Source organism: Caenimonas soli (assembly GCF_013155545.1).
GTDB lineage: Bacteria > Pseudomonadota > Gammaproteobacteria > Burkholderiales > Burkholderiaceae_C > Ramlibacter > Ramlibacter soli.
Genome location: NZ_JABJVV010000009.1, coordinates 263,091 through 285,018, shown reverse-complemented (window position 1 = coordinate 285,018; position 21,928 = coordinate 263,091). Strand labels below are relative to the sequence as shown.

Here is a 21,928-nt window from a genome sequence, read left to right as displayed (position 1 = left end):
ACGGGCAACCCGAATCACGAGGCGAAGTCGAGCTACAGCTTCACCGTAGTAGCCACCGACGGAGTCGGGCGCACTGACAGCCAAGCTGTGACTCTGGCGATCAACGACCTGGACGAAGCAGACCCGACAGTTACCTCAGGCGCCACGGCTACGGCGATCGACGAAAATTCGGGCGCAGGCCAAGTGGTCTACAGTGCGACCGCCAGCGATACTGATGACGTCAGCGCGGGCGTCACCTTCAGCCTGGCGGGCACGGATGCTGCCGCCTTCACCATCGACGCGGCCACGGGCGCGGTAACCCTGACAGGCAACCCGAACCACGAGACGAAGAACAGCTACAGCTTCACAGTAGTTGCCACCGACGGAGTGGGGCGTATCGATACCCAAGCCGTTACTCTCGCCGTCAACGACCTGGACGAAGCCGACCCCACGATCACGTCCGGCACCACAGCGACTGCGAATGACGAAAACTCCGGCGCCGGCCAAGTGATTTACACCGCCACAGCGACCGACACGGCCGACATCAGCGCGGGCGTCACCTTCAGCCTGGCGGGCACGGATGCTGCCGCCTTCACCATCGACGCGGCCACGGGCGCGGTAACGCTTACCGGAAACCCGAACCACGAAGCCAAAAGCAGCTATAGCTTCACAGTGATAGCCACCGACGGGGCGGGGCGTACCGACGGCCAAGCCGTCACTCTCGCCATCAACGACTTGGACGAAGCCGACCCGACGGTCACCTCTGGCGCTACAGCCACGGCCATTAACGAAAACAGCGGCGCTGGCCGAGTGGTGTACACCGCGACAGCCACTGACACCGACGACATCAGCGCGGGCATCACATTCAGCCTGGCAGGCACCGACGCGGCGGCGTTCACCATCGACTCCAACACCGGCGCGGTGAAGCTGGCAGCCAACCCGGACTACGAAACCAAGACCAGCTATACCTTCTCGGTGGTGGCCGACGACGGCGTCAACGCCGCGACCCTGCAGGCCGTGACTCTCGCGATCAATGATGTCGATGAGAGCGTTCCCACTTCGTCAGTGCCGGCACCGGCTCCCGTTCCGGCTCCCGCCGTCGTCCCCGCCGTCGTTCCCGCCATTGGCAAGGTCCCGACATTCGATGCCATAGGACGCCGGTCCGACGAAGCAGTCTCTGCGGTCACGGCCGGAGGCCCCGCGTTCAGCGGCAATCTGTTCAGCCTTCCGATCACTCCGTTCACCCTGCCCGACGCCCAGGCTCCCGTATTCGCCTCGCTGGCCACCGAGTTCTCGCTCGACCGCGAGCCGATGTTGGAGCGCTCCTCGCACTTCCTGACCAAGAGCTACAACGACGTGCTCACCCTGCCGGGGCCGGGCGCTTTCCGCATCGTCGTGGCTTCGGGGGGCGAGGCGTCGCTCAAGGTCTTCCGCGGCATCCCCGATCAGGACCTGAGTTCGACCCGCAGCATCTCGGTCCAGGTGCCGGTGGACGCATTCGTTCACAGCCAGGAAGACGCCGTCATTCATCTCAGCGCACGCATGGTCGATGGCAGCGCGTTGCCGCATTGGCTCACGTTCGACGCCAGCACCGGCAAGTTCAGCGGCCTCGTTCCCGCCGACGCCCCGCAAGAGCTGGAGATCCTGGTCGAGGCACGCGATCGTGACGGCCGGCGTAGCGAAGCGGTGTTCCGCATCAAGGTGGCGCGCGGCGTCGTCCCCGGCCGCGCCGGCCTGAGCGAACAGATCCGAAACGCTGCGAAGCCTGCCGATTCCCTGGCCGTGCTGCGCTATCTGCCCGCCTGATGTCTGCTGCACTCCCATCCGATTCGCCGCTGATCACGCTGCTTGGCCTTGCCAAGCGGGCGCGCCAGTCGCGCGACCCCGCCGAACTCGCGTTCATGGCCGTCAACGACAGTCACGCACTCGCGCCCTACCGGCAGGCAGCGCTGTGGTTCAAGCAGGGCGGCGTGAAGGCACTCTCCGGCGTCGTCCAGGTCGAGGCCAATGTGCCCTATGTCCAGTGGCTGACCAAGGTCTGCGCCGCTCTCTACGAAGCAGGCACAGCCCCGCTCCGGGTCACCAGCGCCGACTTGCCAGAGCCCGAGGCGGCCGATTGGTCGGAGTGGCTTCCGGCCTATGGCCTGTGCCTGCCGCTGGGCGCCGCGGGCGGGCTGCTGTTGCTGGCGCGCGATGTACCTTGGGAAGAGCGCGACATCGCGTTGCTGGCGGAATGGGCGGACACGTGGCGCCATGCCTGGCAGGGCTTGGTACAACCGAGCACTTGGACCTGGCGCACCAGCCGCCAGCGCATTGCCGACCACCTGCGCCTGGCCCCGGGGCGCCCTTGGTGGAAGCAGCGTGCGTTGCTGTGGGCAGCCGCCGTGCTCGCGGTGCTGCTGTTTCCGGTTCGCTTGACGGTTCTCGCACCCGGGGAGCTGGTGCCTTCCGATCCGGCAGTCATCCGGGCACCCTTCGACGGCGTGGTGGCGAGCTTCCAGGTCAAGCCGAACGAGATGGTCAAGGCGGGGCAGCCGCTGTTCACTTTCGACGATGCCGCGCTGGCCAGCCGCCTTGAAGTCGCGCGACAGGCACTGGCGACCGCCGAGGCGGAGTTTCGCCAGGTGTCGCAGCAGGCATTGGCCGACGCCAAGTACAAGTCGCAGCTCGTGGTGCTGGCCGGGAAGATCGAAGAGCGCAGGGCCGAAGCCAGTTACCTGCAAGGCCAATTGGAGCGATCGCGCGTGGTGGCTCCGCGTGACGGCGTCGCCCTGTTCGATGACCCGAGCGAGTGGCTGGGCAAGCCCGTCGTCACCGGCGAGCGCATCCTGCGCGTGGCGCCGCCCGGACAGGTCGAGGTGGAGGCGTGGCTGGCGCTGGGCGACGCCATTCCATTGCAGGCAGGCGCGCCCGCCAACTTGTACCTCAATGCCAGTCCGTTCTCGCCCGTGTCTGCCACGGTCCGCTATGTCGCACACGATGCCGTGGCCCGACCCGACGGCAACTACGCCTACCGCGTGCGCGCGGCGCTCGACGAACAGATCAACCATCGGGTGGGCTTGAAGGGCACTGTGAAGCTCGCCGGCGGCTGGGTGCCTTTCAGCTATTGGGTCTTGCGCCGGCCCATTGCGGTCGTGCGCCAGTTTGTCGGGTGGTAACGGCATGTCGTTGCCTGCCCTGCGCGAAGAAGTCGCCCTGCATACCGGCCCCCGGCTGAGCGACGGCCAGCCCAGCTGGACGTTGCACGATCCCGTGCGCAACCAATTCTTCAGGATCGACTGGCAGACCTTCGCGATCCTGAGTCATTGGCAGCTCGACGATGCACAGGCGATTTGCGACGCAGTGGCCCGCGAAAGCACCTTGCAGCCGACGCCAGAAGACGTCCAGGCCGTCGCCGAATTCCTCGCCGCCAATGAATTGCTGCAGCCGCGCGGTGCCAACAGCTCTGCGCTGATGGCCGAACGGCTGCACCTGATGCAAGGTACCTGGTGGCGCCGGCTGCTGCACAACTACCTGTTCTTCCGCGTTCCGCTGGTCAACCCCGACCGCTGGCTGGATCGCTGGAGCCCGCGCATCGAACCCCTCTATTCGGCGAGCTTCCTGAAGCTGACGCTGCTGGCCCTGGTCGCCGGGCTCATCCTGGTGTACCGCAACTGGGGCCAGTTCAGCACCACGCTGGTGGACACCATCTCCTGGCAGGGCCTGGCCGCTTACGGCGTTGCATTGGTGGTGGTGAAGGTGCTGCACGAGCTGGGTCATGCCTTCACGGCCAAGCGCTTCGGTTGCCGGGTGCCGGCTATGGGCGTGGCTTTCCTGGTCTTGTGGCCCGTGGCCTATACCGATACCAACGAAGTCTGGAAGGTTGCCGAGCACAGGCGGCGGCTGGCGGTTGCGGCATCGGGCGTGGCCACCGAAACCATCATCGCCATTTGGGCCACGCTGGCATGGGCGCTGCTGCCCGAGGGCGGGCCAAAGTCCATCGCCTTTGTTCTCGCAACGCTGACCTGGGTCACCACGGTGGTGATCAATGCCAGCCCCTTCCTGCGTTTCGACGGCTATTTCGTGCTGTCCGACTGGCTGGACATGCCCAACTTGCACAGCCGCGCATTTGCGCTCGCGCGCTGGGACCTGCGCGAGCGATTGTTCGACCTGGGGCAACCACCGCCGGAATATTTCTCCAAGCGCAAGACGACTGCGCTGATCCTCTTTGCCTGGGCCACGTGGTTGTACCGGCTGGTCATCTTCATCGGCATCGCCGTGCTGGTGTATCACTTCTTCATCAAGCTGGCGGGCATCATGCTGTTCGTGGTGGAAGTGCTGTGGTTCATCGCGCGACCGGTGTGGGGAGAGGTCAAGGTCTGGCGCGATCTCTGGCCCGTGATCAGGACCAAGCCTCGCGCGCGTCGCAGCGCGGCATGGACCTTGGCGCTGGCCCTCTTGTTTGTCATTCCATGGCCGACGCGGCTCACCGGCTCGGCCTATCTGAAGCCCCTTGAGAGCTTTACGGTGTACGCACCGGCGGGGGCACAGATTGCAGAGCTGCCCTGGCGCGAAGGCACGCAGGTGGCCGAAGGCGCGCCCCTCGTCAGGCTGGCCTCACCCGACCTCACGCTGCGCTGGCAGCTCGCGACCAGCCGTGCCGAGCGGCTGCGCCAGCAGGCAGCTACGGCCGGGCTCGATCCCCAGCAGCAGCAGAACGTGCAGATGTTGCAGCAGGGACTGGTCGCGGCCGAGGCCGACCTGGCGAATGTGGAGGCCGAGGCGGCGCGCTACCTGCCCACGGCGCCATTCAGCGGCAGGCTGCACGACATCGATCCCGACCTGAAGCCCGGCGTCTGGGTCCGCAAGCAGGAACGCTTGATGACACTGGTGCGGCCGGGCCAGTGGGTGGTCGAAACCTATCTGGACGAGGATGCCGTGCGCCGCGTCCGCGCGGGCGACGGTGCGCGATTCTTCGCCGACGGCGTCGAGGGCCGCGTGCTGCCCCTCACGGTGACGGCCGTCGACCAGGACGCGACACGGGTATTGCCCAACGGCATGCTCGCCACGGCCTTCGGCGGATCGGTGCTCACGCGCGAGAAAGACCACCAGCTGGTGCCCGAGCGCGCCGTGTACCGGGTGACGTTGCAGGCCGAGAAGCCCCCTGGCCGCCTGGACGGTCACAGCTGGCGCGGCCAAGTGGTCATTCGGGGCAGCTGGGAAGCGCCCGGGCTTGGCTTCGTGAGATCGGCCCTCACGCTGCTCTGGCGCGAGGCCGGCTTCTAGATTCCCGAAGGCTTGCTCATCGTCGTCATGCGGTCAATCGCCTTGACGGTCACGGTTCTCACGTCGGTACCGTGCTGCACGGTGAGCTTGATCTCATCGTCCGGATTGGGATGAGCCCATACCCGCTTGTAGAACTGTTCCAGCGTCGCAACCTGAGCGTCATCCACGGCCAGGATCACGTCGCCCGGCTGGATGCCGCCGGTATGTGCGGGGCTGTCCCTGGTCACCCGCACCACCTGAACGCGACCTGATTGTTCGGTGGAGGTGAGCCCCAGCCAAGGCCGGCGGCTCTGCTTGCTGCTGCCGGTACTCTGCATCTCGGCCAATATGGGCTTGAGCAGGTCGACCGGCACGAACATGTTGCCGGCCACGCGCGGGGTTTCTCCTGTAGCGTCCGCCACGAGCAGGCTGCCGATGCCCAGCAGCTCGCCGCGCTGGTTGAACAGCGGCGCGCCACTGTGATTGCCGATGGGCGGGCTGGTGAACAGTGCCGCCTCGATGTGATATTCCCAGTACCCGGAGAACGGCCGCTTGCTCACCAGTTGGGTAATGGCCACGTCCGCATCTTCCCCGCCCATCGCCGCCATCAGCGCTTCGCCGGGGCGTAGCTCGCTATGGCTGCCCAACGGCACTGGGTTCGTGCCACGCAGCGGCAGCAGCGGCTTGACCAGCCCGAAGCCGGTGGCCAGGTCATAGGCCACGGGCCTCGCCGGCAACTTGCGGTTGTCGCGGGTCACGATCTGGATGTTGTCGGCCTCGAGCATCAGGTAGCCGATGGTCAGGATCAGGCCGTCCGAGCCGATCACCACACCGGAGCCGGTGCGCCGCCGTCCCAGGGTTTCGGCGGAACGGGCGCCTTCGATAGCGGTGACCTCCACCCCCACAACGGCCGCGTTGGCGCGGGTCAAAGCGTCGATGATCTCCTGCGACACCGCGGGCGAGGACGCTTCGGTGACGGCGGGCGTCAGAATGGCCAGGCACGCGCACATCGCACACCGGACCAACGAGTTGGCGAAAGTGGTGGCATCAAGCACGGGAAACTCCTTGCGCAGGGTCAACGCCCACGTCAAAGAATGCACCCGAACGAACCGCCTTTCAAGTGTCGTCACATCGTCGTGCTCTACGGCAACCACCATGCCGAAATAAACTTCGCCAATCAGCTTGTTGTCGGGGCCCAATGATGGGTTTTCAGAGCTACCATTTAGTCATGCGGCCTTCCGAAGGTGATTCATGATCCAGCCTGTTGTCCTGTGTGGAGGCTCCGGCACCCGGCTGTGGCCGCTGTCGCGCAAATCATTCCCCAAGCAATTCGTGCCCATCATTGACGGCAAGAGCTTGCTGGCGCTGACGTTGGAGCGGGTGGCGCAGTTCTGTGAGCCCGCCGCGGGGGGCGTGATGTGCGTCGGCGCCGACGACCACCGCTTCCTCATCAGAGAAGCCATGAGCGACGCAGGCGTCACCGGTTCCATCATCCTGGAGCCCTGCGCGCGCAACACTGCGCCTGCCATGGCATTTGCAGCGCTCAGCGCCCCCACGCCGGAGCAGCTGATGCTCTTCTGTCCTGCGGACCACCATATACCCGACGCCGCTGCATTCGCAGCGATGGTCAAAAGCGCCTCGAGCTGCGCCGAGCAGGGGACTATCGTCACCTTTGGTGTGGCGCCCACTTTCCCCAGTACGGCCTACGGCTACATCGAACGTGGCGACGCCCATGCCGATGGCTGCTACGGCGTCAAGCGCTTCATCGAGAAGCCCAATTCGCAGTTCGCGCAAGAGCTTCTACTGCAAGGCCAGGTGTATTGGAACGCGGGCATCTTCCTTTGCACGGCCGCAACGTTACTGGCAGCTTTAGGGGAGCACGCACCCGATATCCTGGCCCAGTGCCGGCAGGCTATGGCCGCACCCCAGTCGGATGGCAATTTTCTCCGCCCGGCAGCCGCGGCGGTGGAAGCCTGTCGATCGGAAAGCATTGACTACGCCGTGATGGAGCGGCATCGGTCCGTGGCGGTGTTCCCTTTCCACGGCTCATGGAGCGACGTGGGTAGCTGGGGAGCCATGGCCGACATGTGCCCGCCTGACGGGCATGGCAACCGCATCGCAGGGCAGGGCGTAGCCATCAACGCCAGGAACACTTTCATTCACGCACACTATCGACGGGTAGTAGCGTTGGGCACGGACGACCTAGTCATCGTCGATACCCCCGATGCGCTGCTGGTGACCGTGCACTCCGCGGCGGAACAGGTGAAAAACGTCGTGGCCGAACTGGAGGCGCGCGGCAACCCGGAAGCGGCTTTTCATCGCAAGGTTGTGCGGCCTTGGGGTTCGTACGACAGCATTGAAGAAGGCCAGCGCTTCAAGGTCAAGCGAATAATCGTCAACCCTTCCGCCTCGCTCAGCCTTCAGAAACACTACCACCGTGCCGAACACTGGATCATTGTCAAAGGCACGGCCGAGGTCACCTGTGGAAAAGAGGTTTTTCTGCTAACCGAGAACCAGTCCACTTACATCCCCCTCGGTGAAGTGCACCGGCTGCACAATCCCGGAAAAACGCCCTTGGAAATGATCGAGGTCCAGTCGGGTAGCTATCTGGGTGAAGACGATATCGTCCGCCTGGACGATAACTACGGCCGCGTGGTGGTGCCTATCACGGACGCCAAAAGCAGTCGGTGATTCGAGCGAGTAGCTAAGTACGGGCCAGGCCGTTCAAGAGGGCAGGCGGCCGCGCCGGCGCAGAAGCGCAAGGATCTCCTCGACAGCCTCGTCGGCGTTGAGCTTGTCGGTTGCCAGGCGCAGTTCGGGCGCTTCCGGCGTTTCATAGCGCGAATCGATGCCGGTGAAATTCTTGAGCTCGCCTCGGCGCGCCTTCTTGTAGAGACCCTTCACGTCGCGCTGCTCAGCCATGGCCAGCGGCAGGTCAACGTGCACCTCCAGGAACTCGTCTTCATCGACCAGCTCGCGTGCCATGCGCCGTTCCGCCTGGAATGGCGAAATGAAGGCCGTGAGCACGATCAGGCCGGCATCGACCATCAGCCTGGCGACCTCGGCCACCCTGCGGATGTTCTCGACCCGATCGGTGTCGGTGAATCCCAAGTCCTTATTCAGCCCGTGCCGGACGTTGTCGCCGTCAAGCAGGTAGGTGCGGTGGCCCATCGCGTGAAGCTTTTTCTCCAGCAGATTGGCAATGGTCGACTTTCCGGAGCCGGAGAGACCGGTGAACCAAATGACGCAGGACTTCTGTCCGTTCAAGCGGCCGCGCGCCGCCTTGTTCACGTCCACATGCTGAACGTGAATGTTCTGGCTGCGGCGCAGGGCGAAGTGGATCATTCCCGCACCCACAGTGCTGTTGGTCAGCCGGTCGAGAAGGATGTAGCCGCCCGTGTCGCGGTTTTCGCTGTAGGGGTCGAAGCCGATGGGCCGGTCGAGGTTGAGGGTGCAGATGCCGATGGCATTCAAGCCCAGTGTCTTGGCCGCCACATGCTCGAGGGTGTTCACGTTGACCTGGTACTTAACCTCCATCACCGACGCGGTGACGGTCTGCGTACCCATCTTGAGCAGATAGGAGCGGCCGGGCAGCAAGGGCTCGTCGTGCATCCACACCACCGTCGTCTCGAACTGGTCGGCTACTCCTGCCGGCGCATCGGCCTGCGAAAGCAGGTCGCCGCGCGAGACGTCGACTTCATCGGCCAGCGTCAGCGTGACCGATTGGCCGGCGACGGCTTCCGGCAGGTCGCCTTCGAAAGAAACAATGCGTTCGATGGTGCTTTCCCGACCGGACGGCTGCACTCGCACCCGGTCTCCCGGACGCACCTTGCCGCCGGCGACCGTCCCGGAGAACCCGCGGAAATCGAGGTCGGGTCGATTGACCCATTGCACCGGCATGCGGAAGGGCGAACGCTGGGTGCGTTGCTCATCTACTTCGATCGTTTCCAGGTAGCCCATCAGCGTCGTCCCCCGGTACCAGGGCATCTTCTCGCTGGGGGCGGCGATGTTGTCGCCTTTGAACGCCGATACCGGGATGAAGGTCACGTTCGCCAGCCCGAGCTGCTGCGCGAACGTCTGGTAGTCCTCGACAATGCGCAAGAACGTCTTTTCGCTGTAGTCCACGAGGTCCATCTTGTTGATGGCCACGACCAGGTGGTGAATCCCCAGCAGCGAGGCGAGATAGCTGTGGCGCCGAGTCTGCGTCAAAACGCCCTTGCGCGCATCGACCGTCAGCACGGCCGCATCGGCTGTGGATGCGCCAGTCACCATGTTGCGCGTGTACTGCTCGTGCCCGGGCGTGTCCGCCACGATGAACTTGCGCCGCTCCGTGGAAAAAAAGCGGTAGGCCACGTCGATGGTGATGCCCTGTTCGCGCTCAGCGGCCAGGCCGTCCACCAGCAACGCGAAATCCAGGCTGTCGCCCTGGGTGCCCCACTTGCGCGAGTCGGCCTCCAAGGCCGCGATGTGATCCTCGAACAGCATCTTGGAGTCGTACAGAAGCCGACCGATCAAGGTGCTCTTGCCGTCGTCCACGCTGCCGCAGGTAATGAAGCGCAGGAGGCTCTTCTGCTCATGCGCGCGCAGGTACCCGCCGATGTCGGTGGCAATGAGGTCGCTGACGTGTGTCATCAGAAGTACCCCTCCTGTTTTTTCTTTTCCATGGAAGCCGCCGAGTCGTGGTCGATCACCCGTCCCTCCCGCTCCGATGTGCGGGTCAGCAGCATCTCCTGGATGATGGCCGGCAGCGTATCGGCCTGCGACTCGATCGCACCAGTGAGCGGGTAGCAGCCCAGCGTGCGAAAGCGCACTTTGCGCAGCATCGGAACCTCGCCGTGCATCAGCGGCATGCGATCGTCATCAACCATGATCAGCGTGCCGTTGCGTTCGACTACCGGGCGTTGTGCCGCGAAGTACAAGGGAACTATCGGAATGTTCTGCAGATGGATGTATTGCCAGATGTCCAGCTCTGTCCAGTTCGACAGCGGGAAGACCCGCAACGACTCACCCTTGTGCTTGCGCGCGTTGTATAGCTTCCAGAGTTCGGGGCGCTGGTTCTTCGGGTCCCATCGCTGCTGCTCCGAGCGGAACGAGAAGATGCGCTCCTTGGCGCGTGACTTTTCTTCGTCCCGCCGCGCGCCGCCGAACGCAGCGTCGAAGCCGTATTTGCCAAGTGCCTGTTTCAGCCCTTCCGTTTTCATCATGTCGGTGTGGATCGCCGAGCCGTGCGTGAAGGGGTTGATGTTCTTGGCGATGCCCTCGGGGTTGACATAGGTGATCAGCTCCATCCCAAGATCCTTGACCATGCGGTCGCGGAACGTGTACATGTCGCGGAACTTCCAGCGCGTGTCCACGTGCATGAGCGGGAAGGGCGGCTTGGACGGATAAAAGGCCTTCATGGCCAGGTGCAGCATCACGGCGCTGTCCTTGCCCACCGAGTAGAGCATCACGGGTTTGTCGGCTTCGGCGACCACCTCCCGCATGATGTGGATGCTCTCGGCTTCCAGGCGTTGAAGATGGGTCAAGGGCATGGCAGTCCTGTGGGCTGGTGCGGTCAATGTGGTGCTCGGGGTGGGGGGCGGTGCGATCTGGATGGGTGCGCCTAGCTCCGGGTCGATCAGCTGCAGGGCCCCAGCCTGGCCTGCCAGCCAGTCGCTCAATTCCGGCACGCGTAGCAGCCGGGCCGAGCCCGCGATCGCCACTTCGATCGCACCTCGCCTTCGGGGCAGGCGGTCAAGCAGCGCCAGGTAGTGGCGCGCCTCGAGCGGGCCGGCAAAGGCCAGCCACAGCAATTGCCCACGTGCGGCCTTGATGCATAGCAAGCCGATCTTGCCGCTGTCCGCGGGGACGCCCGGCCACGCGGCCAGGTGCCGTTCGGCGCCGTGATAGCGCACAGGCTTGTCGGCCGCACCGATGACAGGGGGCGCAAGCGAGTCATCGTCGAAATCCAGCCCCAGCAACTCGCAAAGCCGGGTTGCTGCGCCGGCGCTGCGTTGCGCCCCGGTTCGCTGCGCCAGCCATGCGGCTACCGCCTTGCGGCTCCATAAGGTGTCGGGAAGTGTGGCGGCCAGGTCGGGCGGGCCGCCCAGCATGGCCTGCACCAGCGCTTCGACATGTGCGAGGTCCAGTCCCGGGTCAGTCTTGGGCGGGCGGCCCCGGCGCGGGCTCACGTCCACTGCCGTCCATCCGCCCAACCGGTAAGACTTCACCGCCGATATCACCGTGGGCGTGCTCAGCCCGGTGCTGGCAGTCACCACGGCCAGCTTCTCGCCCTGCAGCCTGAGGCGCACCGCCTGCCGGCGGCGGGCGTTCAGATCGTCCACGCTGATGTGATTTCCGTTCACAAAGCGCGCGGCCCCCGCCGATTTTCTGTATTAAACATTAAATAGAACCGGCGCTTAAAACATATATTTCGCCCAGTGTATATGAAAGCTCATCAATGACGAAGCGCCCAACCTACGCCGTCGTGGGCGCCGGCTTTTCCGGAATGGCGGTCGCCGTGCAGCTGCTGCAAAGACTCACTTCGCCCGCGCGCGTCTGCCTGATCAATCGCAGCCTTTCGTTCGGCCGCGGTATCGCTTACGGCACCAACTCGCCCAGCCACCTGCTGAACGTACCCGCCGGGCGAATGAGCATTGACCCGGACCGGGAATCCGGCTTCATCGACTACCTGCGTGGTCGCGGCTTGCCTTACCGCGCGGCCGATTTCGTGCCGCGCAGCCTGTACGGCGACTACCTGGAGCGCTGCCTGTTGAACGCGCAGGCAGCGGCTGCGGACGGCGTCAAGCTGGAGTTGCTCGAAGCCGAAGTACTCCAGCTCGAAACGCTGGGCGTGGGCGAAGCCCCGGTTCTGCGGCTCGGCTCGGGCCGTGTAATCGAAGCGACCGAAGTGATACTGGCCTTGGGGAATTTCACGCCCAAGCCTCCGCACACTGCCACGGCCGTCGATTGGAGCGGCCCCGGCTTGGTAAACGACGTCTGGGCGCCCGGCGCGGCGGCAAACCTCGCGCCCGACGCGCCGGTGCTGTTGATTGGCAGCGGTCTCACTGCATACGATGTCGTTCTGCGCCTGTTGGATCACGGCCACCGCGGGCCGGTCACCATGCTGTCGCGGCGCGCCTTGCTGCCACAGCCTCATCGCGAGCAGGAAGCGCCCCCAACCGCGGGCATAGTGCCGCCCGATTTCCTCAATGACGAAACGCGCGCGCTGCGTCAATTGCGGGAGATCCGCCGGCTCATAGGGCATGCGAGGGATGCTGGACACGACTGGCGCGACGTGATCGGCGGCCTGCGCTCCCATACACCGCGGCTATGGCAGCAGCTCGGCGCGCGTGGTCAAAAGCAGTTCCTGCGCCACCTCATGCCCTATTGGGACACCCATCGGCACCGCGCGGCGCCCGCTATTTTCAAACGGATCCGGCAGGCGATGGATGCGGGCCAGCTCACGATCATGCAAGGCCGGCTGGTGGACATAGTCTGCGCGCCCGACGGCCCGCGAGTGACGTGGCGGATGCGTGGCGCAGCCGAGCCGGTGCAGACCACCTTTGCCTCGGTCATCAATTGCACCGGGCCGTCGAGCGATCTGAATCGCGTGCACGATCCGCTGATCGCGCAGCTGCGGGACAGCGGCGGCTTGACTGTGGACGCGCTGGCACTGGGGCTGTCAGTCGATACCGCTTACCGGCTCGTGCGGCGCGACGGGCAAGCCCTCAAGCACGTACGCTACATCGGTCCCTTGCTCAAGGCGCAGTTCTGGGAGGCAACGGCCGTGCCGGAATTGAGAAAACACGCCAAGGCGTTGGTTGAACGAGTGACTTAGCTGCGTCTGTGCGGGCGCAGGCCCGCGTAATCGACGACGCTCGGGAGGTCGGCGAATGCATCGGCGAGGCCCTTGGCCCCGGCGGTGATGGAGAAGTAGTCGTACCGCACTGGCCGCTGCGATGCCATCAAGTATTGGAAATGCATGCGGAACTTGTCGCGGCGCAGCGCCTGGTAGGCAGGCGCATCGAACATCTCGGCGAATCGCGGAGACAGCAGTTTGGGCCGGTTCGGTGCCCTGTCGGGAATGGCCAGGCCGCTGCCGGCCACGGGATCGGTGAGTGCGAAACAGCAGCCGTCCGGCGGTGCGGAAAAATCTATCCAGTTCAGCCCGGTCGCCATCGCAAGGCGCGACAGCTCACTGCGGAAGTCCTTGGCCTGCGGCAGCAAGCCCAGTAACGGAATCCACTGGCCCAGGGTCAATAGCGACAACGCGGGTCGTTCGGGTCCTGAAGCGCTCAGCAGCCGCAGAGCCCTTGCCACAATGGAAGCGGCCATGATTGCGCCCGAGCTGTGGCCGACCACCAGCACCTCGTCGTCCTGGCCCTCCTGCAGCCGTTGCGCCAGCCGCGCAGCCTGTTCGTCCAGGCGCGACTCGAGGCCGGGCGTGCGCCCCTGCGCCTGTTGCGCCGTGAACGCGTAGCTGCGCATCATCCAATACATGCTGTAGCGCGTTTCCAGGCGGCGCCCCACCCAAGCCAGCGCAAGCCCCGTCGTGAGCGCCACCACGATCGCCGGCAACACGCCCCCGCCAGCCCGCAGCGCCAGCCATGCGGCAAATCCTGCGAGCAGCGGTATCCCGGCCAGCATCGCGCACAACAGAACGAAGGGCATCAGCAGCGCCAATACTGGTGGCCAGGACAGCTTGTACATCTTCCAGAGCGCGCCGTGCCTGAGGTTGAACGCCGTGGTGGAGAACACGTCGCGCCACAGCTGCCACTGGGCGCGCGGCCAGTGCGAGCGCACCACGTCATCCCAGCGCATGAACTCATAGTGCGTGCGCACCTCCTGCCCCGCATCTTCGGCACGCACGTCCCAGCAAGCGTTGCCGCCAGGCAGGCGGCGGCGCGGCCCCACCTCGATCGACAGGCCGCCGGCTTTTGCTTGCAATGCCGATTGCTCACGGTAGAGCGAGTGGTAGTGCGAAGCGCCTTTCGGGTCGAACCCGCTCACATAAAAAACGCAGCGCCGCCGGACAGGGGACATGACTTGAGCTGCCCCTTAGAAGATGGTCTGCTTCTCGAGGCCCTTGGTCAGCACCAGATCGACCACCGGCTGCTCGCGCTTGTTGGCGCGTCTGCAATGGTCTTTCTGGAACCGGTCGGTCGCCCAGATGATGAAGCGGGCCCAGCGCTTCTCGCGGGCGCGCCAGGCGTGGGACGAAACGCTCTCCCACGCATAGCCATTGAACACGGCGGCGTTAACGAAATGGTCCAGCGCGCGCACGCCGGCACGGCCGCGCGAGTTGGGGCCGGTGAAGCCCACGATGACCAGAATGAGGTAGCCGATAACGGCCAGCGGCACCACGGCCGTCATCACCAGGAACCCCGCCATTCGCTCCTTCATGACGGCTCCCGTTTGTGCAGCACCAGCCGGACCCCATTGGCCGAACGTATGGTGAGCCGCCCCACCGGCATCGGCACGTGGCCCGGCACGGCCTCGAGCCGGAAATGGCGCACCAGGCTCGACAAGATGAGGGCCGCTTCCTGCAGCGCGAACGACGCGCCCATGCACACCCTGGGTCCCATCCCGAAGGGCAGGTAGGCGTTCTTGAGCGGCTCGCGCGACGCATCATCGTCGTAGCGGTCCGGATTGAACGCGTCCGGCTGCGGCCACCACTGGCGGTGGCGCTGGATCAGCCATGGTGACACCACGACGGTGGCGCCCTGCGGCACCTGCTTGTCGCGCATCGGGCAGGCGCTGGACGCTTCGCGCGCCATGAACCCGACTGGCGGGAACAGGCGCAGCGCCTCGCGAAACACGTTCCATGTCAAGGTGAGCTGCTTCATATCGGTGTGGTCAGGTTCGCGGTCGCTCAGATGGTGCAGTACCTCGGCATGCATGCGCTCCTGGACGTCGGGGGCCTTGGCGATCAGGTAGCAGGCCCAGGTCAGCGCGCTGGCCGATGTCTCATGTCCGGCGAGGAACAGCATGGCCACCTGGTTGACCAGTTCCTCCAGTTCGAATGGCTCGCCGGTAACCGCATCACGGGCGTCGAGGAAAGCGGCAAGGATGTCGGTGTTTTCATGCGGCCGGCCGGCTTGGCGGGCTTCGTAGCGCGGGCGAACCATCTTCTCGAGCAGTCCGCGAATTTCGGCCGCGGCCCGGCGGCTGCGCCACATGTCCCATGGCCACACCAGCCAGCGCACACCGAACAGCGACGGCAGCATCAGCCGCGGCGCCAGCGCCTGGTACCGCGCGAACGCGGCAAACACGCGGTGCGCGTCCGCCCCTTCCATGGGCACCGAGAAAATCGTGCGGAAGATGATGTCGGCGGTGACATGCGTCATCTCGATCTCGACGTCCTGTTCGGTGCCATCGGGCAATTGGCGCAGGCGCTCGAGCATGTCCTGCGCCGCCGCGCGCATCACCGGGAAGGCCACGTTGAGGCGGGCCTGCGCGAAGGCCGGGTCCATCATCTGGCGCTGCCGCTTCCATTGCGCGCCATTGGTCGTGAAGATGCTCTCGCCGAGCAGCGGCTCCAGTGCCTCGCCCTGCAGTGCGCTCTTCGGAAAGCTCGCCGCCTCGTCCGCCATGACGCGTCGCACCAGGCCCGGTTCGTTGACCATGTACAGGTCGAGGCCCGGCAAGTGCACCTCGCCCATCTGCATGGCATAGCTGCGCTCGTACAACGCGTCCATCCAAGAATGCCGCGCGCTGAAGAACATGCGCAGCAGTGGCGCCCGGTGCTTGCGCGGCTTGGGGTACGCGGGACAGAAATGACTCATGGGGCCGTTTTACCAGTCAGCCGGTCCGGCAGGCGCAGTGGGCCGGCCGTGATCGCGAAGTAATCGTAGAGTGTGGGGCGCTGGCCTGCCATCAGGTACTGCATGTGCATGCGGCGCTTCTTCCTGACCATCTGGGCGTAGATCGCGGGTTCGAACATCATGTGGAAGCGCGGTGACGCCATACGCGGACCATAGGGCCGGCCAACGCCTGGCGGGCCCAGGCACAGGGCCAGCGGATCCACCAGCGCGAAGCTGCCCCAATCCGTCGGCGATGAAAAGTCCACCCAGTGAACATGCGGGTCCCGTCCCAGCCGCGCAAGCTCGGTGCGGAAGGCGTGGGCCCCGGCCATCAATCCCAACAACGGGATGCAATGCCCCAGCGTCATGAGCGAGAAGCGGGAGAGATCCTGAGGCTGCGTCTGCGCGGCCTGCTGAACGCGGGAGGCGGCGCTCGCGGCCAGCATGCTTCCGACGCTGAACCCCACCAGCAAAACTTCATCGACCTGCGGGTCACGCAGCCGCTGGGCGATGTCGTCAGCGAGCCGGTCCAGGCGTTCGTCCAAGGTCTCGACGCGTCCCTGCGACCAATCACCGGCGAACTGGTAGATGCGCAACAGCCAGGTGGTGCCGAGGCGCCTTTCCAGCCTGAGAGCACCCCACCACACTGCGATTGCCACCGCCACGCCCGCGCCCCACGCCAGTGGCGCCAGCAGCAATCCCAGACCCAGCCCCAGCACCAACGCCGCAAGCCAGAAGGCAGCAGGCATGGCCAGCGCCACCAGGGTCTTGCGGGATGCATGCCAGACCTTGCGCAACGCGGAAGGTGCGGCCAACGCCGCCCGATAGCCTCGCAGGCTGCCCACCAGGACGGCCCATGCACGGCGTGGCCAGTTTGCCCGCACGATGTCGTCCCATCGGACGTACTCCAGCGTGCTCTCCGTGGGCTGGCCTTGCAATTCGCTACGCACCTGCCACAGGGTGTTGCCGTTGGAGGCGCGCACTCGCGGGCCTACCTGATAGGCGGTGTCTGTCGCAGCAGCCTGCAACGCCGCTTCCTTGGTGTACAGCCCGTGGTAATACGAAGCTCCCTTGGGGTCGAACCCGCTCAGGAAGAACACATGGCGGCGTCGCACGTTCTTCGCCGTCATGCCAAGCGCTCCACCAGCCGCGCGGCTGATTCATGCGCGTCACGCGCATGGGTCTTTTCGGAACAGCGGGCGCACGCCAGGGCCACCGAGTCCATGCCAAGCAGCTGGCCCAGGCGAGTGGACATGCCAGCCAGCCCACCCAAGCCAGGCGGAAGGCTCAGGCCGACGCCCAGGCGCTCCAGCCGCATCGCGTTATCGAATTGGTCATAGGCACTTGGCACCACCAAATGGGGAATGCCGGCGCGCAGTGCCTGGGCCGAGCTGCCGATGCCGCCATGATGGACCAGAGCCCGCGCCCGGGGCAGCAACCGCGCGAAAGGCGCATACGGAGCCGCCTGAACATGGCGGGGCAGGCTCCGGCTGATTTCTACCGGCACGGCTCCCAGCAGCAACCCGCGCTGGCCCGTGGCGGCGCAGGCACGAATGGCTGCTTCGTAGAAGTGACCTCCATCGTGTTGGGCCGTGCCGGGCATGAACACCACCGGCGGCGGACCGGCTCGCAGGAACGCCTCCAGCTCTGGTGGATCGGGCTGGACTGCGTCGTCCTCATACAGCGGAAAGCCGGCCTGCACGACCTGTTCCGGCCAGTCGCTTGCCGCCGGCGCAAACCAGGCTGGAAACAGTGCAAGCCCTCCGGCCGGGGAGTGCATCCAGCGCCCGAACACCGGTTCGCGCAGCGGCGGCAGTTTCAATTCCCCACGCAACCCTTCGAGCGCGGGCCGCACCAGCGGCTCAAGCTTGTAGCGGTCCAGCAAGGCCCACGCGGCCCGTCGCAAGCCTGCCGGCAGCCACGCTGGCACTCGCCACTGCGCCATGGTCATCGGATCGCACACGGTGCGCAACATCGTCGCCGACGTGTATGTGGTGATAAGCGGAATGCCCAGCTTTTCCTGCGCGACTCGCGCACCCATGGCGAGCGGGCTCGCGATCACGATGCAGCGCCTGGCTGCGGCGAGTTCGGCGATGCGCAGGTAGGTGGGCGCAAGGGCAGGGCGCAGCAGGTAGCGCCACATGACGCCGAAGCCATCGATCGGATGCCAGAGCTTGGGATGGCTGATGGTCTCGCGGTAGTGGCGCTCTTCGCCCACGGGTACGAAGTCCAGCCCGCTCGTGGCAGCTGCTTCGGCGAACGCGGGATTGGTCAGCAGCGTGACGGAGTGCCCGCGCGTGCCTAGCGCTTTGCCAAGCGCCAGCATCGGGTGCACATCTCCCGCGCTGCCGAACGTGACCAGGCACACTCTCATCTCAGGGCCGCGCGATGAAGGGGCGCAGCCAACGGCGCCACCAGCGCTCAGGGTTGGGCTGGCGCGCGCGCCACTGCAGCAGTTCGTCCATGGCCTGCTCGGGCGTGCAACGGCGCTCGGTGACGCGGCTCAGATAGACCGCATAGCGCAGCAAGGCGCCTGCAACCAATTCGTCGAGCGTGAGGCGGCGCGTGCGGCGCGGATGGGGCTGACGATCCTCGGTCAAACCCCAGCCGGCGTAGAACGGGTGCCCCCAGCAGACCACAGGCTTGCCCCGCAGCAGCGCCTCGAACCCCGTCAGCGAAGTCAGCACATGCACTTCGTCCACCTGCAGCAGCAGGTCATGCATCGAGGCATCGATCACGACCTGGTCGCAATATTGCCCGGCCTGTGCCTCGCCGGCGCCGGCGCCGCGCAGCCCCGCGACCACATCAGGATGCGGCTTGTACACCAGCCAAGCCTCGGGTCTGGCAGCGCGAACCGCTTGCAGCAGCGCCAGATTGCCGCGAATGTCGAGTGCGCCGCGTGCGATCGATGCGTCCGTCTCCACCTGCCCGGCGACCAGAACGACCTTGCGGTTCGTGGCCGGCCGCTGCCAGCGGCGCGGCGCCAGGTTGTACTTGGTGAGGCCCGCCTGCACGATGCGCTCGCGCAGTGCTTGCGCGCGAGCGATTTCTGCACTGCCGAACTGTGTTTGCTGAAGCAGGTTTTCGATTGCACTTTCTTGGGTGGCGTCGTAGTAAATGCCCTGGTCGTCGAACACCCATGAGAGTGGGCGAGTCAGGTCGGCGCCGAGCCCGACGGACCGCACGAAACCATCCTCGACGCGCACCGTGCGAACGCTTGGCGCCAAGCCCAACGGCAACGGCGCACTGCCCCACAGCAGCAGGTGAGCTCCTGCGGCCACGGCCTGGCCACGGCGCACGAACCGCACGTCCTGCCGGTCGGCGAAGCCGCGCACATAGGCCCGCTTGCGCAGCGAAAAGCCGTGGGCGAACACCGGACCCTCGAACTCCGGGCCCAGCGGGCCGGGCCTCATTGCAGCCGCTCCATCAAGGCTTCCACCCGCTCGAAGTGCTTGGGCCAGGTAGGTATTTCGAACGCAGCAAGCCGTTCCAACTGCGCCGCACGGCGGCCACTGCCCGGCGACGCGTAGTCACGTACGGCGCGGGTCCAGCCCGTGCCATCGAGCGGGCCCAGGTAGTCGGGCACATCGCCGGCCACTTCGCGAAACACCGGCAGGTCGCTGGCGATTGCCGGCGTGCCCAGCATCAGCGCTTCCACCAGCGGCATTCCGTACCCTTCCGCAAACGAGGGGAACAGCAGCGCTTGCGCATGGCGGAGGTAGGCGGCCAGTTCGGAATCGGTACAGGACGGCAGTTCGTGCACGAACCCCTTGAGCGGCTCACAGCGCTCCAGCATGTCCACCACGTTCTCGCACTCCCAGCCACGCTGGCCGATCACCACCAGATGCGGTGCCTGCGCGCCCAGCTGCACCACCAGATCGCGCCAAATGTGCAGCAACAACCAGTGATTTTTGCGCGGCTCTATCGTGCTTAGCACCACGAAGTAGGGCTGGACCAGTGGCCGGGGAGCATTCGGCGCCAATGAAAGTGCCGCCGGCGCGAGCGGGGCCACGGCCACCGGCGGTAAGGGCAGCGCGTTCGCAGCGGCGAACTTCTCGAGCTCGTCCAGCGTCGCCTGCGAGTTGGTCAGCACGCCCGCCCCGGCACCAAGCAGCGTGCGCAGGCGATTGGCGTGGCGTTCGCCTTCGCCGGGGCGGCAATATTCGGGGTTGGTCAGCGGGATCAGGTCGTGAACCATGAACACAGGGCGCTGCCGGGTTCGGCTCAGCCACGCGCCCATGCCGGCATCGTCAAGCCCGGAGTGGCCGGGATTGAAGTAAATGCGCCCGCCGCCATCTTGCGAAGGCCAGGGTGGAACGCAGGCGCGGGCAATGATCTTGGCGGCATCCCGAAAGAAACTGGAGCCCGGGCTTTGCAACAGGGCAAAGAGTTCCTGCGAATGCCCGTGAGACAGGATGCGCCGCCACCCTTCGTGCTGGATGACGGCCTGGGCCCGGGACGCGAAATGCGCGATGTAGGCCAGGCAGACGCGGTCTACCCCGGTCGGCAACAGCCCGCGGTTGGTGCGCCCCATGAGGCGGCTGATGTCGATCAGCAGCGAGCCTTGCATGGCCGCTAAGGCTAATTGCCCAGGTTCTGGATCGTCACCGCAGGGACGACGACCGAGGAAACCAGGTTCAGGAACTTCTGCAGCTCGGCGGCCGGTGCGTTGGCGACGTACATCACGTCCTTGTTGCGCATGGGAAACCCCTGGGCATAGAAGAAGGCTGCCGGGTCTTTCAGGTCCACCCTATACACAACCGGAACCTTGCCATCAGCCGTGGTGCGGGCCGGAGTCGGGCCACCCAGAACGGCCGGATCTTCGAAACGGAAGATGAACACACCGGCTGCGTTGGCGCGCGCATCCTGCAGGCCGCCGGCACGGGCCAACGCCTGCGCCAGCGTGATGCCCTGGGCCTCAAAATTGAGTTCCTCGTTGCGCGCTGTTGCGCCGAGCACCATCATGCTGTTGGGCTGATGCAGTGCCGTAACGATGTCCCCCGGCAGCAGCATGATGTTTTGCGAGGGGTCGGAAATGATGGTGTCCAAGGGCAGGGCCATCACGCGGGCGACACGGCGGCCCTGTTCCGTCACTTCGCGGGTGACTTGCAGCGTGATCTTGCCAACCGGCTGCCGGACGCCGCCGGCGGTGGCCAGTGCGTCTAGCAGGCGCTCGCCGCGCGGTGTTAGTGCCATTCGGGTGCTGGTGTTGACTTCTCCCACCACGGTCACCATGCTCGACACATTGCGCAACACGCGAACCAGTACCTGCGGGTCGTTGGCCTTGCCTTTAAGTCGCCGCGCGATCTCTTGTTCGATCTCCTGCGTCGTCCGCCCAGCCGCCTGGATGGTGCCGGCGAAAGGCATGTTGATGGCGCCCGTGCTGCTGACCATTTGCTCTGGCAGAACTGCGACGCGCGACGACGAGTTCATACCCCGCGCGTCCGTAATGCCACCGCCGAACAGTACCGCGGGCGGCGCCTCCCAGACCGAAATTTCAAGTGCGTCACCCGCGCCAATTGAAATCTTAGGCGCCGCGGCCGAGCCGGCACCAAAGATTTCAACGAAGCTGTTGCGCCGGCGACTGGCCACAATTCGCTGAACGACGGCGTCAGACAGTTCCACGACCTGGATGCCGGTATCCGGCTGGTCAGCGGGGGCGTCGATCACCAGTTTCGCGCTCGGGCCCGCGGAAGGCAGGAACGGGCTGTAGGTGGAGCAGCCGGCTAGCCCTAGGGTACAGGCGAGCACGATGGTCTTGATGTATTTGAACTTCATATTATTTGCACTGGGCGGCAACCAGCTGTTCCCGGCTTCCCCTCAGCACCTTGACTTCGTGAGCGCAGGAAGGCGGGACCGCGAGGCTACTATTGAAGAGGCTGGCGGGAGGGGCTCTCCCAGATGGTGACTGATGGAAGTGA

General features: G+C 65.4%; 16 protein-coding genes and 1 pseudogene. 5 read left to right on the top strand and 12 right to left on the bottom strand.

Annotated elements, in window-relative coordinates:
* From HNE04_RS16330 to HNE04_RS16320, 3 genes are all read left to right on the top strand, one after another.
* The coding region (locus HNE04_RS16330) for a cadherin domain-containing protein (RefSeq protein WP_172221206.1) at positions 1-1,785 on the top strand (1,785 nt) is incomplete at its 5' end.
* The gene (locus HNE04_RS16325; protein WP_172221204.1) at positions 1,785-3,137 is read left to right on the top strand and encodes an efflux RND transporter periplasmic adaptor subunit; all 1,353 of its coding nucleotides are present in this window, start codon (positions 1,785-1,787) and stop codon (positions 3,135-3,137) included. The genes HNE04_RS16330 and HNE04_RS16325, both read left to right, overlap by 1 nt.
* 4 nt (positions 3,138-3,141) lie before the next feature.
* The gene (locus HNE04_RS16320; protein WP_172221202.1) at positions 3,142-5,244 is read left to right on the top strand and encodes an HlyD family efflux transporter periplasmic adaptor subunit; all 2,103 of its coding nucleotides are present in this window, start codon (positions 3,142-3,144) and stop codon (positions 5,242-5,244) included.
* Here the strand turns inward: HNE04_RS16320 and HNE04_RS16315 are convergent.
* Positions 5,241-6,422 carry a S1C family serine protease gene (locus tag HNE04_RS16315; RefSeq protein ID WP_235965066.1) on the bottom strand — a complete coding sequence of 394 codons (1,182 nt, stop codon included), beginning with the start codon at positions 6,420-6,422 and terminating at the stop codon, positions 5,241-5,243. The two genes, HNE04_RS16320 and HNE04_RS16315, sit on opposite strands and share 4 nt — an antisense overlap.
* Positions 6,423-6,474: 52 nt before the next feature.
* Here HNE04_RS16315 and HNE04_RS16310 point away from each other — a divergent pair, with 52 nt between their 5' ends.
* Entirely contained in the window at positions 6,475-7,914 is a 1,440-nt protein-coding gene (locus HNE04_RS16310; protein WP_172221200.1) for a mannose-1-phosphate guanylyltransferase/mannose-6-phosphate isomerase, read from the top strand.
* A 33-nt stretch (positions 7,915-7,947) separates the two neighbouring features.
* Here the strand turns inward: HNE04_RS16310 and cysN are convergent, their stop codons facing one another.
* The 3 genes and pseudogenes from cysN to HNE04_RS28305 all read right to left on the bottom strand — a co-directional run.
* On the bottom strand, positions 7,948-9,855 hold the full coding sequence (cysN, locus tag HNE04_RS16305; protein WP_172221198.1) for a sulfate adenylyltransferase subunit CysN: 1,908 nt from the start codon (positions 9,853-9,855) through the stop codon (positions 7,948-7,950).
* The gene (gene cysD / locus HNE04_RS28555; RefSeq protein ID WP_407926606.1) at positions 9,855-10,781 is read right to left on the bottom strand and encodes a sulfate adenylyltransferase subunit CysD; all 927 of its coding nucleotides are present in this window, start codon (positions 10,779-10,781) and stop codon (positions 9,855-9,857) included. Before cysD ends, cysN begins: the two co-directional genes overlap by 1 nt.
* Positions 10,782-11,366: 585 nt before the next feature.
* Positions 11,367-11,513 (bottom strand): annotated as a pseudogene (locus HNE04_RS28305) (hypothetical protein); the annotation flags it as partial.
* Positions 11,514-11,662: 149 nt separating this feature from the next.
* Between HNE04_RS28305 and HNE04_RS16295 the strand changes: the two are divergent.
* The gene (locus tag HNE04_RS16295) at positions 11,663-13,042 is read left to right on the top strand and encodes an FAD/NAD(P)-binding protein (protein WP_172221196.1); all 1,380 of its coding nucleotides are present in this window, start codon (positions 11,663-11,665) and stop codon (positions 13,040-13,042) included.
* On the opposite strand, the gene HNE04_RS16290 is transcribed toward HNE04_RS16295, so the two are convergent.
* The 8 genes from HNE04_RS16290 to HNE04_RS16255 are packed head-to-tail and all read right to left on the bottom strand — an operon-like array spanning position 13,039 to position 21,785.
* Positions 13,039-14,247, bottom strand: coding sequence for a hypothetical protein (locus tag HNE04_RS16290; protein ID WP_172221194.1), 1,209 nt, complete (start codon positions 14,245-14,247; stop codon positions 13,039-13,041). The genes HNE04_RS16295 and HNE04_RS16290 overlap by 4 nt on opposite strands.
* A gap of 15 nt (positions 14,248-14,262) precedes the next feature.
* Positions 14,263-14,607: a hypothetical protein gene (locus HNE04_RS16285; RefSeq protein WP_172221191.1), complete on the bottom strand. Its 345-nt coding sequence runs from the start codon at positions 14,605-14,607 to the stop codon at positions 14,263-14,265.
* Entirely contained in the window at positions 14,604-15,989 is a 1,386-nt protein-coding gene (locus HNE04_RS16280; RefSeq protein ID WP_172221188.1) for a cytochrome P450, read from the bottom strand. The genes HNE04_RS16285 and HNE04_RS16280 overlap by 4 nt, the downstream gene beginning before the upstream one ends.
* Positions 15,986-17,137 carry a hypothetical protein gene (locus HNE04_RS16275; protein WP_172221185.1) on the bottom strand — a complete coding sequence of 384 codons (1,152 nt, stop codon included), beginning with the start codon at positions 17,135-17,137 and terminating at the stop codon, positions 15,986-15,988. Before HNE04_RS16275 ends, HNE04_RS16280 begins: the two co-directional genes overlap by 4 nt.
* Positions 17,134-18,381, bottom strand: coding sequence for a glycosyltransferase (locus tag HNE04_RS16270; protein ID WP_172221182.1), 1,248 nt, complete (start codon positions 18,379-18,381; stop codon positions 17,134-17,136). The genes HNE04_RS16275 and HNE04_RS16270 overlap by 4 nt, the downstream gene beginning before the upstream one ends.
* 1 nt (position 18,382) lies before the next feature.
* Positions 18,383-19,420 carry a capsular polysaccharide export protein, LipB/KpsS family gene (locus HNE04_RS16265; protein WP_172221179.1) on the bottom strand — a complete coding sequence of 346 codons (1,038 nt, stop codon included), beginning with the start codon at positions 19,418-19,420 and terminating at the stop codon, positions 18,383-18,385.
* Positions 19,417-20,577, bottom strand: coding sequence for a glycosyltransferase family 4 protein (locus HNE04_RS16260; RefSeq protein WP_172221176.1), 1,161 nt, complete (start codon positions 20,575-20,577; stop codon positions 19,417-19,419). Before HNE04_RS16260 ends, HNE04_RS16265 begins: the two co-directional genes overlap by 4 nt.
* A gap of 11 nt (positions 20,578-20,588) precedes the next feature.
* Positions 20,589-21,785 carry a polysaccharide biosynthesis/export family protein gene (locus HNE04_RS16255; protein ID WP_172221173.1) on the bottom strand — a complete coding sequence of 399 codons (1,197 nt, stop codon included), beginning with the start codon at positions 21,783-21,785 and terminating at the stop codon, positions 20,589-20,591.
* Positions 21,786-21,928: the final 143 nt, after the last annotated feature.

Bases quoted from the DNA above. Each gene is read 5' to 3' on its own strand.
- HNE04_RS16325 (WP_172221204.1), top strand. From the start codon at position 1,785: ATGTCTGCTGCACTCCCATCCGATTCGCCGCTGATCACGCTGCTTGGC.
- HNE04_RS16320 (WP_172221202.1), top strand. From the start codon at position 3,142: ATGTCGTTGCCTGCCCTGCGCGAAGAAGTCGCCCTGCATACCGGCCCC.
- HNE04_RS16310 (WP_172221200.1), top strand. From the start codon at position 6,475: ATGATCCAGCCTGTTGTCCTGTGTGGAGGCTCCGGCACCCGGCTGTGG.
- cysN (WP_172221198.1), bottom strand. From the start codon at position 9,855: ATGACACACGTCAGCGACCTCATTGCCACCGACATCGGCGGGTACCTG.
- HNE04_RS16295 (WP_172221196.1), top strand. From the start codon at position 11,663: ATGACGAAGCGCCCAACCTACGCCGTCGTGGGCGCCGGCTTTTCCGGA.
- HNE04_RS16290 (WP_172221194.1), bottom strand. From the start codon at position 14,247: ATGTCCCCTGTCCGGCGGCGCTGCGTTTTTTATGTGAGCGGGTTCGAC.
- HNE04_RS16285 (WP_172221191.1), bottom strand. From the start codon at position 14,607: ATGAAGGAGCGAATGGCGGGGTTCCTGGTGATGACGGCCGTGGTGCCG.
- HNE04_RS16280 (WP_172221188.1), bottom strand. From the start codon at position 15,989: ATGAGTCATTTCTGTCCCGCGTACCCCAAGCCGCGCAAGCACCGGGCG.
- HNE04_RS16275 (WP_172221185.1), bottom strand. From the start codon at position 17,137: ATGACGGCGAAGAACGTGCGACGCCGCCATGTGTTCTTCCTGAGCGGG.
- HNE04_RS16270 (WP_172221182.1), bottom strand. From the start codon at position 18,381: ATGAGAGTGTGCCTGGTCACGTTCGGCAGCGCGGGAGATGTGCACCCG.
- HNE04_RS16265 (WP_172221179.1), bottom strand. From the start codon at position 19,420: ATGAGGCCCGGCCCGCTGGGCCCGGAGTTCGAGGGTCCGGTGTTCGCC.
- HNE04_RS16260 (WP_172221176.1), bottom strand. From the start codon at position 20,577: ATGCAAGGCTCGCTGCTGATCGACATCAGCCGCCTCATGGGGCGCACC.
- HNE04_RS16255 (WP_172221173.1), bottom strand. From the start codon at position 21,785: ATGAAGTTCAAATACATCAAGACCATCGTGCTCGCCTGTACCCTAGGG.